Source organism: Flavobacterium hungaricum (assembly GCF_015182285.1).
In the GTDB taxonomy this organism is placed as follows: domain Bacteria; phylum Bacteroidota; class Bacteroidia; order Flavobacteriales; family Flavobacteriaceae; genus Flavobacterium; species Flavobacterium hungaricum.
In genome coordinates this window covers 366840-382976 of record NZ_PRDM01000001.1, presented here as the reverse complement: position 1 = coordinate 382976, position 16137 = coordinate 366840, and the positions used below count along the sequence as shown (strand labels likewise).

The window sequence follows — 16137 nt, the reverse complement described above, 5'->3', positions numbered from 1 at the left end:
ATCTCAGTACCTTAGCGCCTTAGAAACTTAGCCGCTTAAAAAAATGAAACAAATCACTTCTGTTCAAAACCCGTTTATAAAATCTTTGGTTTTACTTCAGGAAAAAGCCAAAGCCCGAAAACAAACTGGAACATTTTTGATTGAAGGCTTACGCGAAATTTCATTAGCTATAAAAGGCGGTTACCAAATCGAGACCGTTTTATTTTTACCCGAATTAGTTTCAGAAATCGAAATCAGCAAACTGATTTCAACTCCCTTTCAATTGATTGAAATCAACAAAGAAGTGTATCAAAAACTAGCTTATCGTGATACTACCGAAGGAATTTTAGCTGTAGCTAAAACCAAATCCCTTAAATTATCGGATTTAAAATTATCTAAAAATCCATTAATTCTGGTTGCCGAAGCTCCCGAAAAACCAGGAAACATCGGTGCTATTTTAAGAACTGCCGATGCGGCCAATCTTGACGCGGTTTTGATTGCAAATCCAAAAAGTGATTTATACAATCCGAATATTGTGCGTTCCAGCGTGGGATGCATCTTTACAAGACAAATTGCAACAGGAACTACTGCCGAAATCATTGCGTTTTTAAAAGAAAACAAAATTGATTTTTACTGCGCAACTTTACAGAATTCAACTTCTTATCATACTCAAAACTTTACAACACCAACCGCTTTGGTGGTTGGCACAGAAGCAACAGGTTTAACACAGGAATGGCGCGATGCCGCTACGCAGAATATCATTATCCCAATGCAGGGCGAAATTGACAGCATGAACGTTTCTGTTGCCGCAGCAATTTTAATTTTTGAAGCTAAACGTCAGCGTGGATTTAACTAAATCTTAAAAATTAATTGCACATATGAAAAACTGCCATTTTTTATTCATCATTCTTTTATTCAATTTAAGCTGTAATAAACATATAGATTGTGCTCCGGATCAAACTATAAACATTGGAAGATTAAAAAACAATTGGATATATGTTAATGAAGAATTGAAAATTAAAATGGCATTGCCTCTAAATTGGTACATTACGACATATCAGGAATCTAATTCTCAAATTACAGTTCCTATAAAAACTGAAATGCCTTCCAATCTAATTCAAAAAAGTAATATTACTTTAAAAAATGTATTAGACAGGAAAAATAGTCACGAGCCACTTGCCATATTTCCAGTTTTTTTTATCAGCTCAATTGATCCTCAAACACTATTCAATAATGAAGGAGAAAAAAAATCTTTAGGCTTTTGCATTGTCAATTCATCAAATCAAAATGAAGATAAAGATCTGGAACAATTGATAAATGACAATGGCTATCAAAAATACACACCTCAAAAAACAGAGCTTGATTTTGGTACAAAAGAAAAATTAAAATGTATTAAAATTTCAATTAATCGTCAAGGAAAAACTGCTTCAAGAATCATTGGCCTTAAAAATTATGGATGCTATAATCTCTTTATTACAATTGATTATTCAACTGAAACAGGGTTAAAAGACATCAAAAAAATCCTTTCAGATATAAAGCAATAAATCTAAAATCTGCAATCTAAAATCAGCGATGGCAAAGCCTTGCGTATGTTGTAACAAATTCCTATATTTAGTACTTGAACTATGCCGTTATGACAGAAATAGATATTGAAAAAGAAAACAAAGCTATTGCGCAGGAATACAAGGAATTACTACGAATAAGTTATCAAACTTTAAGCCCGACAGACAAAAAATTAATTCGAAAAGCTTTTGATGTTGCCGTTGATGCTCATAAAGAACAGAGACGCAAATCGGGTGAAGCGTACATCTTTCATCCTATCGCAGTTGCAAAAATTGTAGCTTCAGAAATTGGTCTGGGTGCCACTTCTATTGCCGCAGCTTTATTGCATGATGTTGTAGAAGACACTCCGATTACGGTAGAAGACATTGAGCGTTTATTTAACCCGAAAGTAGCGCAGCTGGTTGAAGGTTTGACCAAAATATCTTTAGTTCAAAAAGATTTAAATGCTTCTATGCAGGCTGAGAATTTCAGAAAAATGATTCTGACTCTGAATGATGATGTCCGCGTTATTTTGATCAAACTAGCCGATCGTCTTCACAATATGCAAACGATGGACTCGATGGCAGAATACAAACAAACCAAAATCGCCTCAGAGACATTATACATTTATGCTCCTCTCGCCCACCGTTTGGGACTTTACAACATAAAAACCAAACTAGAGGATTTAGGATTAAAATATACGGAACCTGCAGTTTACAATGATATTGTCAGCAAAATTCGCGAGACTAAAGAAGAACAAGACGCTTATATCAAAGATATTTCGGATGTTCTGAAAAAATCATTGGACAACGAAGGCATCGATTATATCATTAAAGGCCGTCCAAAATCGATTTATTCTATCCGCAGAAAAATGCGCGCTCAAAACGTGACTTTTGATGAAGTTTACGACAAATTTGCACTTAGAATTGTCTATAAATCGGATGCTCACGAAGAAAAATTTGTGGCTTGGAAAATTTATTCGATTGTTACAGATCATTACAGACCAAGTCCGAGCCGTCTGCGCGACTGGATTTCTTCTCCAAAATCCACCGGATACGAAGCGCTCCACATCACGGTTATGGGACCAAAAGGACGCTGGGTTGAAGTACAGGTTCGAAGCGAACGTATGGATGAAATCGCCGAAAAAGGATATGCAGCGCATTACAAATATAAAAACGGTGCAACAGAAGAAAGCGGGCTGGATACTTGGCTGAATCTGCTTAGAGAAGCATTAGAAAATCAGGAGACCAATGCGGTTGATTTTGTGGAAGATTTTAAAATGAATTTATATTCAAAAGAAATCTTTGTTTTTACGCCAAAAGGTGAAATCAAATCACTGCCAAAAGGGGCTACTTCTCTTGATTTTGCATTCAGTATTCACTCTGAAATCGGAATCAAAACCCGCGGTACTCGTGTAAACGGCAGATTAGTGCCGCTTAATCACGAATTAAAAAGCGGCGATCAGGTTGAAGTGATTACTTCTGTAAACCAAAAACCTACCATAAACTGGCTGGAATACGTTACGACTTCTAGAGCAAAAAATAAAATTAAAAATGTTCTTAACGAGAATACTAAAAAAATTGCCGAAGAAGGAAAAGAATTGCTTGTTCGAAAGTTAAAACACTTAAAAATAACATTTAACGAGCAGGTTACAAATGAGTTAGTAAACTTCTTTAAACTAAAAACGAGTTTAGATTTATTTTACAGGGTTGGAATCGGAGCGATTGAAAATCAGCAGTTAAAAGATTACGCGGCGCAGAAAAGCAATACGTTTATCAATTTCTTTAAAAATAAAATTAAACGAAATAAAGATACTACTGCAGCGGAAGACATCCATAAACCGATCATCAGCAGTAATTATGACATGCTGGTTTTTGGAACCGAACATGATAAGCTCGACTACAAACTTTCGCAATGCTGTAACCCAATTCCGGGTGATGATGTTTTTGGTTTTGTAACGATTAATGAAGGAATAAAAGTGCACAAAAAAGACTGTCCGAATGCTATTGGAATGCAGTCTAACTATGCCTACCGCATTATGAGCGCCAAATGGATTGACTCTTCTCAAGAAGAATTCAAAGCGATTATCAATATTACCGGAATGGATGTTTTAGGACTTACCAACCAATTAACAAGGGTAATTTCGAACAATATGAGTGTCAATATTCAAAGTATTTCTTTGAGTACAGATGCTGGAATTTTTCATGGCCAAATTGCTGTTATTGTAAAAAACAATACCATTTTGAAGAAAATGATCAATGCTATTAAAAAAATTGACGGAGTTGATAAAGTGACCAGAGAATATAGAACTTAACTTTTTAACCTATCTATAAGGGATTTATAACTAAACTTTAAACCCGAAACTTTTATTGATTAAAAATAATAAATTATCTTTGCCGGATATGACACTCATTTCAACTGACAACACTAGAAATCAAGAAATTGTAAAAAATGTATTTACAATGTATCTTGAACAAAAAGGGCATCGCAAAACTCCTGAGCGTTATGCTATACTTCAGGAAATTTACGACAGCGAAGAGCATTTTGATATCGAAAATCTTTATATCAAAATGAAAAACAAGAACTATCGTGTGAGTAGAGCTACTTTGTACAACACGATCGAGTTATTGCTAGACTGCGCTTTGGTTAGAAAACATCAATTTGGGCAAAATCAGGCTTACTACGAAAAATCATACTTTGACAAACAGCATGATCACATTATCATGACAGATTCTGGAGAAGTAATCGAATTTTGTGACCCAAGAATTCAGACCATCAAAAAGACAATCGAGGAAATATTTGATATCGAAATCACAAATCATTCACTTTATTTCTACGGAAACAAAAAACAAAATCAATAATCCGGAAAGGAATTATTCAAAATAAAAAAAAGAAAAATTAACTACATTAATCAGTGGGATGGCGGAGTTTGTCCCAACGCAAATTAAAACAGAATGACCGTAGATTTATTACTAGGATTACAATGGGGAGATGAAGGTAAAGGAAAAATTGTTGACGTTCTTACCTCAAATTATGATATTATTGCACGTTTTCAAGGAGGACCAAATGCAGGACATACATTAGAATTTGACGGAATTAAACATGTGCTAAGAACCATTCCTTCTGGAATTTTCCATAAAAACTCTATAAATATCATCGGAAATGGTGTAGTAATTGACCCAGTAGTTTTTCAAAAAGAAATCGAAGGTTTAGAGAAATTCAACCTTGATATCAAAAGTAAATTAATCATTTCTAGAAAAGCGCATTTAATTTTACCAACACACCGTTTATTAGACGCTGCTTCTGAAGCTTCTAAAGGAAAGGCAAAAATTGGTTCTACACTTAAAGGAATTGGTCCAACTTATATGGACAAAACTGGTAGAAACGGTTTACGTGTGGGAGATATTGAGTTAGAAGATTTTAAAGACCGCTACAGAGCTTTGGCAGACAAACATGAGGCAATGATTGCTTTTCATGATGTAGCTATCCAATACAACTTGGCAGAACTTGAAAAAGAGTTTTTTGAAGCTATTGAAGAATTAAAGAAATTAGATTTTATTGATAGTGAAGAATACATTCACCAAGCTCAAAAAGCAGGAAAATCTATTCTTTGCGAAGGAGCTCAAGGTTCATTATTAGATGTTGATTTCGGAACTTATCCGTTTGTAACTTCATCAAATACTACTGCTGCAGGAGCTTGTACAGGTTTAGGAATTGCTCCTAACAAAATCAAGGAAGTTTATGGAATTTTTAAAGCTTACGTTACACGTGTCGGAAGCGGGCCTTTCCCAACTGAACTTTTTGACGAAGTAGGTGCTACAATGGCAAAAGTAGGAAACGAATTTGGTTCTGTTACAGGAAGACAAAGACGTTGTGGCTGGTTAGACCTTGTAGCTTTAAAATATGCTGTTCAGGTTAACGGAGTTACACAATTAATGATGATGAAAGGTGATGTACTTTCTGGTTTTGAAACTTTAAAAGTTTGTACAGAATACAACTATAAAGGACAAAACATTTCTCATTTTCCTTACAACATCGAGCCAGAAAATGTTACTCCTGTTTACAAAGAATTTAAAGGATGGAAAGCTGACCTTACAGGTTTAACAACATTTGACGAATTGCCAATCGAGCTAAAAGAATATATTGAGTTTATTGAAAAAGAAATCGAAGTGCCAATCAAAATCGTATCGGTTGGTCCAGATAGAAAACAAACAATAACAAAATAATACATTGAAACGCTCTGATAATCAGAGCGTTTTTTTTGATCCAAATAGTATGAGAAAAAATCCGGAAATTGAAATAACTGAAACCAAATTATTATCTGATAATTGGTACGTATTAAACAGAGTAACTTTTAATTATAAAAAAGAAAATCAACCGTCAGAATCCCATAAGCGTTAAGTCTACGATCGCGGCAATGGAGCGGGTATATTATTGTATAATACTGCAAAGAAAACAGTGATTCTGACAAGACAATTTCGCCTGCCAACTTATTTAAACGGAAACAAAACTGGAATGATGATTGAGGTTTGTGCGGGGCTTTTGGATAAAGACAATGCCGAACAAGCTATTATTCGGGAGACCGAAGAAGAAACAGGTTATCGTATAAGCAAAGTACAAAAAGTGATTGAAACCTACATGTCTCCCGGGTCTGTAACAGAGATTTTATATTTGTTTGTCGGCGAGTATGACGAAACTATGAAAGTAAGTGAAGGAGGCGGACTAGATGCCGAACAAGAAAACATTGAAGTTTTAGAATTTACTTTTGAGGAAGCCTACATGATGATAGAATCTGGCGAAATTACTGATGCCAAAACTATTATGTTACTGCAGCATGCTAAAATAAAAAATCTGATTTAAAGTTTTTTTGAGTATTTTTAAACTGAATTTTATGATAATTTTACTTACTATAAAATTCAGTTTAAAAACAACCCAAAATTCAAAAATGAAACCCAGCCAACTCCTTCTATTTCTACTTTTACCTTTTGTAATTTTCTCTCAAAAACTGCAGCGAAATGTTTTTGAATACGAAAAATTAAAATCTGATAATTTTATTGTTTGTGATGAAACCACCAATAAACAGCTCGAAAGCGCTTTACTAAAAATCAGCGAAAACAACAGTACAAGCGCAGTTGCTATTTCTAAAAAAATCTTTGATACTAACAATAATTGTTTCGGCACATTTGAAACCTATGGATTTGCTTTGTTTAGAAATGGACAATGGTTTGAAGGCATCCAGATCATCGAAGATGGAATTAAAAAATTTGGAAGCGTTCCTGAACTGATCAAACGAAAATCTGAAATGAGCCTTGAAATGGCGCAGCTGGGAACTCAACAAAAAAATATTGACGGAAATTCTGTTTACAATTCTGGTAATTCAAATTATGACGAAGATCAATTTAAAGAAGAAAACTTCAAATCTGCTCTTGCTGATTTAGAGTATCTTATTAAGATGTACAACCGCGTCGAAGAAATTTACTATGCAGCCAAAATTCAACAGCTTTTAAACGATTACAATAAATCTAATGATACATTCAAAATGCTGTTGAATGATCCCGAATACAAGAATACCGCTTTGTACAATATTGGAGACAATTATATTGCACTTAAAGATCTTGACAAAGCCGAAAAAGAATTCAATACACTCGTATCTGAAAACCCAAAAGAAGGTGAAATCTACGATAAACTTGCTGAAATTTATGAACTGAGAAACGATAAAATAAAAGCCGAGGAGTTCAATGCAAAAAGTATCTTTTACAAAAATGTACCAGAAGACACTAACTTTGAATACAACAAAGAAAACTTCGAGTTGTTAAAGTTTTTTGGAACTAATGAAAATAAACCTGACAAGAAGTTAAAAAAACTTAAAGAAATCATTGGTCAAAATAATACTCAATATACTGTTGATGTATGTTTGATGATTTTAAAACTACATGCTAATCATGGAAACGGAGTTGAAGAAAAGGCAGCAGCAACTTTAAAAACGATTGGAAAACCAGGTATTGAAAAAGTAAACAAACTTTTTCAAACAAATGTTTCAACCTGTACCATCACCAATTTGGCTGATGTTATGGCAAGCGTCAAAGATGAAAATTCGTGGATTTTAATGAAAGAATACCTTCCGTATATTGCCACAATGCCCATGACTTTGATCCCACCAAATGTTCCAGAGAAAATGATTTTATTTAATGAAGAAAGAGGTATCAAAGAAATTCTGACGACTGTAAAACCTTTATTACTTCAGGTACAAGATAACTCTAACAATCCTTTAGGCGAAATGGCTGGATTTGGTCAATATGTTTACTACATGCCTTTAGGAAAAGTAAATAAAGACAAATTAAAAAAAATCGCTTCCGATTTACATTATACAGATCAGGAGTTTTATTTACTGCAGGAAAAAATCAAATAAATTCTATGTAAAAAAGCAGCAAATTAGAGTATTTCTTTTGCTTGTTGTGCCATTTTATGAATTACTAGAGTTTTTTCATACACTAAAATTAATTGAAAAGAAATAACAAAAACATATTTTCAAAAACGTCTTAACACTATGAAACTAAAAGCCCAAATTCTATTTTTATTTCTTTCTTTTCTATTTATAAATTGTAAAAATGAAAGCGTAAAAACTACTACATCAAAACAGGAGAATAAAAAACAGGAAATCGTAAACGAGGAGAAACAAGAAACCAAAATTGCTAATGAAGACTTTGAAACGTTCTTAAAAGAATTCAGCCGGGATTCTATTTTTCAAGTAAGCCGTGTAAAATTTCCTTTAAAAACAACAGAAACAAATTTTGAAAGTACAGAAGAAAAAATTATTTCAAAATCTGAATATAAAAAAATGGATTTTACTTATCCAGAAGATGCCGCAACGAGACAATTAGATGCTTACACTCAAAAGAACGTCTTGAAAAATAATTTGATGATTGTAGAAATAAGAGGAGTTGACAATGGAATTTACACCGATATCATTTTTGAAAAAATAAACGGCAGATGGTTTTTAAAAACGCTGAATGATCTGTCAAACTGATAAAAACACTTTTAAAGGACAGTTTTATTTATTGATCAGTCCGAGAATTGCTTCGGCGGGGTATTTATTTAAAACACAATTTTCTATGGTAAATTCAGAGCAGGTGGTTCCTAAAAAACCGAATGAGATTTTGGGAATAGGAATAATTCGAAATCATGAAGTCAAGCAGACTTTTGAAGATTTTATGCCAAACAAAAACACACATTTTGAATGTACTTTAGAATTAATTGAAAAGAAATAAAATGAAATCAAAAAGTTATCGATTTTTAAAAGTCCTATTATTACTGTTTTTGATAATGAATATAGTTGCTTTTTTCCACGCTTATAAGTTCACTCATTTTAAAGAAAATAAATCTGAAAAAACGCAAAGTCCCGAAAAATTATCGACTTTCGGAAAAGTAAAAACATTATTCTTAGGAGTCAACAATCCTAAACCTAAGAATTCTAAATTCCCCTCCCAATCTTATACAACCCTAAAACTAAAAAGCAACAAAGAAATAGAATGCTGGCATATTCGAAATGCAAAACCAAAGGGAACTGTCATTTTATTTCATGGATATGGTTCTGAAAAATCATCTTTAATAGAACGTTCTGATGAATTTCAAAAATTAGGATACAGCACAATGCTGGTTGATTTTATGGGAAGCGGTAATTCTGACGGAAACCAAACAACAATTGGTTTCAAAGAAGCAAAGGAAGTAAAAAGCTGTTTTGATTATATTGCTTCAATTGGAGAAACAAACATTTATCTATTTGGCTCTTCAATGGGAGCTGCAGCTATAATGAAATCAATAAAAGATTACCAAATCAAACCAAAAGGAATCATTATAGAATGTCCGTTTGGATCAATGTATAAAACAGTCTGCGCCAGATTTAAAAAAATGAATGCTCCCACATTTCCAATGGCAGGATTGCTTGTGTTTTGGGGCGGCATTCAAAATGGATTCTGGGGTTTTGAACATAACCCCGCAGAATATGCAAAACATATAGAGTGCCCTGCTTTATTATTATATGGAGAAAAAGACAAAAGTGTAAGCCGACAAGAAATTGATGATATATTTACAAACCTGAAAGGATCAAAAGACTTGAAAGTTTATAAAAATACAGGGCACGAAAACTATTTGATTCGTAATAAAATTGAATGGAGTGAAAACATTTCACATTTTTTAATGAAAATCAAATAAACAATCCAAAAAATTATGTAACCTTTTTGAGCTATCATAATCATAACTTTATCTTCATAAAAATACCACCTATGAAAAAGTTATATTATACAGCAAACGCCTTATTTATATTGGTCTTAATTTTATTGGTTTCCTGCAAAAAAAGCGACACTATACACTTAACAGATAACACCGCTGAAAAGGAAAAACCTAAAAAAACAATTGAGCATAAAGAACCAGAATCGTCAATATCGTATCAATTTACGAAAGCAAAAGAATGGCTGAAAACCAACGAAGCAGACAGCAGTAAAATTGCTATTGTTACAGCCATAAACAGAGCTGATAAAGCAAATCTTAAAAAACTGGACTCTATATTAATTCCGAATGACTTTAGCGGTGATTTGGTATATTACCTTCCCTTTCCATTGCATGTTGCAGCTTTAGAAGAAGTCTCTAAAATTATTATTTTCTCCTATCCTACCCAGACTTTTGCTGCTTACGAAAACGGCGAATTAGTTCGTACAGGCCCAACAAATATGGGAAGAAAAAAAGATCCGACACCAACCGGTTTATTTTTTACCAATTGGAAAGCAGAAAAAACAACCAGTACTTTTAATGACGAATGGGAGCTTAAATGGAACTTCAATATCGAAAACAAACTTGGAGTTGGTTTTCATCAATATGAATTACCTGGTTATCCAGCTTCTCATTCCTGTCTAAGATTATTAGAAAAAGATGCTAAATACCTTTACAAATTTGCCGACGAATGGATTTTGAAAGACAAAGAAAATGTAAAAGTAAAAGGTACACCCGTTGTAGTTTTTGGAAGCTACGATTTTGACGGAGCAAAACCTTGGTTACAATTGGTCTCCGATCCAAAATCTTTAAATATTTCCGAAAATGAAATCGAAACTCAGACAAAATCATTTTTAAAACAAATATTAGAAAATCAAAATTTAAGAGACTCTAATCAGCCTTCAGAAATTTAGATCTTAAAATTTTTTCTTTACGTTTTTAAAAAGCTCGCAGATACTACAATCTGAGGGCTTTTTTTATTTAAATAGATCTTAGAATGTTAAATATCTATATGCAACTATAAATTTAATTCATAAATAAGCGATCGTTCATTTATTATTTATACTTTTGCATTGTAAAACTCCTATTTATGAGAACTAGAGATACCAACAAAGAAGAAATTGTAAAACAAAAAGCAATTGAAATGATTGTTTCACAAGGTATTGAGGGTTTCGGGATGAACCGTCTGGCAAAAGAATGCGGCATATCTGTAGCTACTTTATACATTTATTATTCCGACAAAGAAGATCTGATTCGAAAAATAGGTATTGATATCGGTCAAAAATTCTTTCTCAAAATGCTGGACGGTTTTTCAGCAGATATGTCATTCAAAGACGGTCTAAGAAAACAATGGGAAAACAGAATACATTTTACCTTAAACTTTACCCAACAGGCTGTCTGTTTCGAAATTTTAAAACAATCTACTTATGGAGATGCCATCATACAGGAAATAACCGGCGATTTTAAAAAAACGATGTCACAGTTTATGCTCACTGCAATTGAAAAAAAAGAAGTGGTTTCGGTATCATTTGAAGTATTTTGGAGTATTGCCTACGGTTCTCTCTACTCTCTTTTAGAATTGCACAGAGAAGGAAAATCGATGTCTGGAAAACCTTTTGAGTTTACAGAAAAAATCAAAGACGAAGCATTCCAGCTGGTACTAAAAGCTTTGACACCTTAAACAATGTCAATATCAATTTCAATGTCAATCTCAATGTTAATATCAATGTCATTCCAATGTCCATGTTAATTTCAATGTTAATTTCAATGTTAATGTTAATGTCAATGTCACTATTAATTTCAAATCTTAATATCAATTTCAAAAATGAAAACTTCAATTATAGAAAATAAAAAAATTGCCATTATTGGCGGCGGTCCTGTCGGGTTAACAACTGCACGAATTTTACAGATCAGTGGTGCAGCTGTAACTGTCTACGAAAGAGATGCAAATGCACAAGCGCGAACATCTGGCGGAACTTTGGACATTCATTCTGATTCTGGACAATTTGCGATTCAGAAAGCAGGTTTAATGGAGGAATTTAAAAAATACGCACGACCAACCGGAGAGAAAATGGCTGATATGAACGGAAATATTACTTCTGATGAAACGCCTGACGAAACCAATGCTTTTTCTCGCCCAGAAATCGACCGTAATGATTTAAGAAAAATCATGCTGAAGAATCTTCAAGAAAATACGGTAGTTTGGGACAGTCAATTAATCAATATTGAAAAAACTGAAAATCACTATTTTTTAGAATTCAAAAACGGTACAAAAGCAACAGCCGATTTTGTAATTGTTGCCAATGGCGGCAGATCAAATGCTCGGAAATTTGTCAGCGATCAGGAACCACAGCTTTCTGGAACTTATATTATTCAGGGAGAAATTGTAAATCCAGATCAAGATTATCCTGAATTTAAACCCAAATTTGGAAACGGAAACGTAATGGCAATGGGGGAACACAAAATGTTTTATACGCATACAATGCGAGACGGATCAGTGCATTTTGGAGTTTCTTTTAAAGCCGATGAAAACTGGATTCTTAACAACGAAATTGATTTTTCAAATAACGAATCTGTTATTTCATTTCTAAATAAAACTTTTGAAAACTGGAGCGATGACTATAAAAAATTCTTTAACGCATCAACTGATTTTTCTGGACTTCCTTTAAGATTGTTCTCTTTAGAAGAACCTTGGAAAGAACATTCTAACATCACTCTAGTTGGCGACGCCGCACATCTAATGCCTCCCTTTGCGGGCGAAGGCGTTAATATGGGATTATTTGATGCTTATCATTTAACTAAAAACTTAACTGACGGAAGATTCGAAACAATCGATGAAGCAATTGCAGATTACGAGAAAAAGATGTTTGGTTACGCTCTAGAAGCACAGCGCATGACAAAAAAAATGGAAGATTTATTGCATTCTAATATTGTGGCAGCAGATATTTTGGAAAGCAGATATTAATAAAGTACCCATAAGAAAAGTTCAAATTACTAAAAACTAAAAAAAGGCGTAAGAACTAAATCTTACGCCTTCTGTTTTATATAAAAAACTAAAATTATCTAGAATAATTTGGAGCTTCTTTGGTAATGGTTACGTTATGCGGGTGACTTTCGGTGATACCACTTGACGTGATTCTCACAAAACGTCCCGATTCTTGTAAAGTCGGAATATCTTTAGAACCACAGTATCCCATTCCGGCACGAAGACCTCCGATGAATTGAAGCATACTTTCGTTCAATTCTCCTTTGTAAGGAACACGTCCTACAATTCCTTCTGGAACTAATTTCTTAACATCGTCTTCAACATCTTGAAAATAACGATCTTTAGATCCCGTCTGCATCGCTTCAACAGAACCCATTCCGCGGTACGATTTGAATTTTCTTCCTTCAAAAATAATAGTTTCCCCTGGAGATTCTTTTGTTCCTGCTAATAATGAACCTAACATGACACAATCTGCACCTGCAGCAATTGCTTTAGGAATATCTCCCGTATAGCGAATTCCTCCATCTGCAATTACCGGAACTCCAGTTCCTTTGATAGCTGCAGCAACTTCAAGCACTGCAGAGAATTGAGGAAAACCAACACCAGCAACAATACGTGTCGTACAAATAGAACCAGGTCCAATTCCTACTTTTACACCGTCTGCACCATTTTCTACCAAATATTTAGCAGCTTCTGGAGTTGCGATATTTCCAACAACAACATCAATTTGAGGAAATTTAGATTTTACTTCTTTCAACACATTCACCACACCTTCTGTATGTCCGTGCGCTGTATCGATAATGATTGCATCTACACCTGCAGCAACCAAAGCTTCTGCTCTTTGAACAGCGTCTCCAGTAACTCCAATTGCAGCAGCAACTCTCAAACGTCCAAAAGAATCTTTATTAGCAATTGGTTTTTGAGTTAACTTAGTAATATCTCTAAACGTAATTAAACCTACTAATTCGTTTTTCTCGTTTACAACCGGTAGTTTTTCGATTTTATGACCTTGTAAAACAACCTCAGCCTGTTCCAAAGAAGTACCTTCAGATACAGTTACTAAGTTTTGGCTTGTCATAACCTCAGCGATCGGTCTTGCTCCATTTTTCTCGAAACGTAAGTCGCGATTGGTAACAATTCCTTTTAAGATTTTATTTTCGTCAACGATAGGAATACCGCCGATTCCAAACTCTTTCATTGCATTTTTAGCGTCTGCAATGGTAGAATTCATTGGTAAAGTAACAGGATCAATGATCATTCCTGCCTCAGCACGTTTTACTTTTCGAACTTTTCCAGCTTGCTGTTCGATAGTCATATTTTTATGCAAAACACCAATTCCGCCTTCCTGCGCCATAGCAATAGCCATTGCACTTTCTGTCACTGTATCCATAGCTGCAGATACAATCGGAACGTTTAATGTAATGTTTCTTGAGAATTTTGATTTGATACTCACTTCGCGGGGAAGCACATTCGAGTAGTTAGGTACTAATAATACATCGTCGTAAGTTAAACCTTCGCCGATAATCTTGGAGTTGTGTGCTATCATGTTGCAATTTCTAGTTGAATTGCGTGCAAATATAGTGAATAAATTGCAAACTAGAATACCTGCAAAGTCATAAAATTTTATTTACAGGAAAGTTCTTACTATAACTTTAATGTTTAAATCCAGATTTTAAATCTCAAATTCCGAGTTAGATTGCAAATAATAATGATCCACAATTACGACAATTAAACTTAAAATCTAAATTATTTCAAGAAGCTATTTCCAGCTTTTCACTACAAGTCCTCATAAAAAAAGCAAAGTTTCTAATGCTTTAATTTTAGATTTTAGATTTTAGATTTTAGATTTTAGATTTTAGATTTTAGATTTTAGATTTTAGATTTTAGATTTTAGATTTTAGATTTTAGATTTTAGATTTTAGATTTTAGATTTTAGATTTTAGATTTCTGTTAAAAAAATCATTTGCTTCTCAAATGATTTTTTTAATCTTTTGGATCTTGAAAAATAAAATTGATCCCAAACTGAAACGCAGCACTATTGGCTTTTGTGACATCTTTGAACTCCAAAATATTATTCACTAAAAGATACATATTAACTTTTCCTAAAGTTCCCGCAAGTCCAAGTCCGATGTTTTTGTTAGAAAAGGAATCAAAAGTATAAGTTGCTTTAAGATCAAGTTTTCTAAAAATATTTCTTCTGTAAAAAGCAGTAAAAGCGCCGATCGGTGCTCTTGGAGTTGTCATTGCAAAAACCTGTACTCCTACAGCATTCTTATAATATTTATCTACTTTACCGAGGCAATTGCATTCATCATCCGAACGCGCTTCTCCAAATGAATATTGAATAGACGAATAAAACTTTACTGGTCTCCAAGTGGTGTATTTATTATAAAGCGTGTCTCTCGGAATGGCTTTATCAAATTCGTCAAAAACATTTTCCGGATCATCAGAATTCATAAAATCCGGATTTACACCTTCGTATTGATAAGTTCCTTTATAGGTCAAAGTCTCAATATCTTTAGACTGTTTGATAAACCCAACGTCAATAATACTAGCTGTTAACTGCAGATTGTCTTTTATGTAATACGTAAAACCTGCATCAAAACCCAGCCCTAAACTTCCGTTAAAAAAAGTGTTGTGCGAAATGTCTTTTGCAATGTTTCCCTCATATTCATCTTTTGTAAACGTAGAAATTCCAGAAGTTTTCAACTCCAGATCAGAAGAAATAATCTGGGTGTAAAGATTGGGAGTTCCCGCATTTTGCCCCGTATAAATATATCCTGAGTTTTTTGTAGAAGTGGCATTGGCACCGCTTGAATAAATTTTAGCACGTCCTCCATACACAAATTTATCATTTACTTTTTTATGAAAACCCACATGAAAAACAGAAAGAACCTCAGCTTTTACACTTAAATCGCTGAGATCAAACGATCTTCCGATATAATTTTTGTTACCGTCTAAAGCCAGTAAAGCCATATCTTTGGGAACATACATAAAAAAGTCAAATTCCTGATAGAGCCCGAACGAAATATACGAACGGCTTTCCCTGCCGCCAATTCGAAATCCGCCCGAAAACAATTCCAGCTGCTGATTGGCAACTACTTTATCATTCCTCGAGGATGTATTAATGGCATTTCTCACTTTATCATTAAAATCGACTCCATTATCGGCAAACAAATCATAAGCAGAAAAACTGCTTGAGCCTGCATTAACCGAAATTCCGGACAATACCGGAAATCCAAAATAAAACTTATACGAAACATCTGCTCCGGGATTTACAAGAGAAGATTGCGGAATAGCGGTAAAATTATACAACAGTTCTCTGTTTTGGGCAAAACAAGAAAAGTGCAAAATAGTGACGAACA

General features: G+C 33.9%; 14 protein-coding genes and 1 pseudogene. 13 read left to right on the top strand and 2 right to left on the bottom strand.

The genetic code is table 11. The features are described 5' to 3' along the window. Positions 1-43 precede the first annotated feature (43 nt). The 13 genes and pseudogenes from C4F50_RS01585 to C4F50_RS01525 all read left to right on the top strand — a co-directional run bounded on the left by C4F50_RS01585 (position 44) and on the right by C4F50_RS01525 (position 12751). On the top strand, positions 44-835 hold the full coding sequence (locus C4F50_RS01585) for a TrmH family RNA methyltransferase (protein WP_193844678.1): 792 nt from the start codon (positions 44-46) through the stop codon (positions 833-835). A gap of 22 nt (positions 836-857) precedes the next feature. Beyond that, positions 858-1523, top strand: coding sequence for a hypothetical protein (locus C4F50_RS01580; protein ID WP_193844677.1), 666 nt, complete (start codon positions 858-860; stop codon positions 1521-1523). A gap of 89 nt (positions 1524-1612) precedes the next feature. Further along, positions 1613-3835 carry a RelA/SpoT family protein gene (locus C4F50_RS01575; protein WP_193844676.1) on the top strand — a complete coding sequence of 741 codons (2223 nt, stop codon included), beginning with the start codon at positions 1613-1615 and terminating at the stop codon, positions 3833-3835. An 88-nt stretch (positions 3836-3923) separates the two neighbouring features. Then, a complete protein-coding gene (locus C4F50_RS01570; RefSeq protein ID WP_035684359.1) occupies positions 3924-4382 on the top strand; it encodes a Fur family transcriptional regulator in 459 nt (152 codons plus the stop codon). Between the two features lie 93 nt (positions 4383-4475). Further along, complete coding sequence (locus C4F50_RS01565; RefSeq protein WP_193844675.1) at positions 4476-5747, top strand: adenylosuccinate synthase; 1272 nt, start codon at positions 4476-4478, stop codon at positions 5745-5747. A 49-nt stretch (positions 5748-5796) separates the two neighbouring features. Next, positions 5797-6381, top strand: a pseudogene (locus C4F50_RS01560) (NUDIX domain-containing protein). A gap of 85 nt (positions 6382-6466) precedes the next feature. Then, positions 6467-7930: a tetratricopeptide repeat protein gene (locus C4F50_RS01555; protein ID WP_193844674.1), complete on the top strand. Its 1464-nt coding sequence runs from the start codon at positions 6467-6469 to the stop codon at positions 7928-7930. Positions 7931-8068: 138 nt separating this feature from the next. Beyond that, positions 8069-8548 (top strand): DUF4348 domain-containing protein, encoded by a 480-nt coding sequence (locus C4F50_RS01550; RefSeq protein WP_193844673.1) that lies wholly within the window; start codon positions 8069-8071, stop codon positions 8546-8548. Then, positions 8532-8789: a hypothetical protein gene (locus C4F50_RS01545; RefSeq protein ID WP_193844672.1), complete on the top strand. Its 258-nt coding sequence runs from the start codon at positions 8532-8534 to the stop codon at positions 8787-8789. The genes C4F50_RS01550 and C4F50_RS01545 overlap by 17 nt, the downstream gene beginning before the upstream one ends. Before the next feature lies 1 nt (position 8790). After that, complete coding sequence (locus C4F50_RS01540; protein ID WP_193844671.1) at positions 8791-9732, top strand: alpha/beta hydrolase; 942 nt, start codon at positions 8791-8793, stop codon at positions 9730-9732. A 71-nt stretch (positions 9733-9803) separates the two neighbouring features. Further along, entirely contained in the window at positions 9804-10700 is an 897-nt protein-coding gene (locus tag C4F50_RS01535; protein ID WP_193844670.1) for a L,D-transpeptidase, read from the top strand. Between the two features lie 176 nt (positions 10701-10876). Continuing rightward, positions 10877-11467, top strand: a complete 591-nt coding sequence (locus C4F50_RS01530; RefSeq protein ID WP_193844669.1) for a TetR/AcrR family transcriptional regulator — start codon at positions 10877-10879, stop codon at positions 11465-11467. A gap of 144 nt (positions 11468-11611) precedes the next feature. Continuing rightward, positions 11612-12751, top strand: a complete 1140-nt coding sequence (locus C4F50_RS01525; RefSeq protein ID WP_193844668.1) for an FAD-dependent oxidoreductase — start codon at positions 11612-11614, stop codon at positions 12749-12751. 94 nt (positions 12752-12845) lie between these two features. Here the strand turns inward: C4F50_RS01525 and guaB are convergent, their stop codons facing one another. Beyond that, positions 12846-14318: an IMP dehydrogenase gene (guaB, locus tag C4F50_RS01520; RefSeq protein ID WP_193844667.1), complete on the bottom strand. Its 1473-nt coding sequence runs from the start codon at positions 14316-14318 to the stop codon at positions 12846-12848. Between the two features lie 437 nt (positions 14319-14755). Then, positions 14756-16087, bottom strand: coding sequence for a DUF5723 family protein (locus C4F50_RS01515; RefSeq protein WP_348536969.1), 1332 nt, complete (start codon positions 16085-16087; stop codon positions 14756-14758). Between the last annotated feature and the right edge of the window lie 50 nt (positions 16088-16137).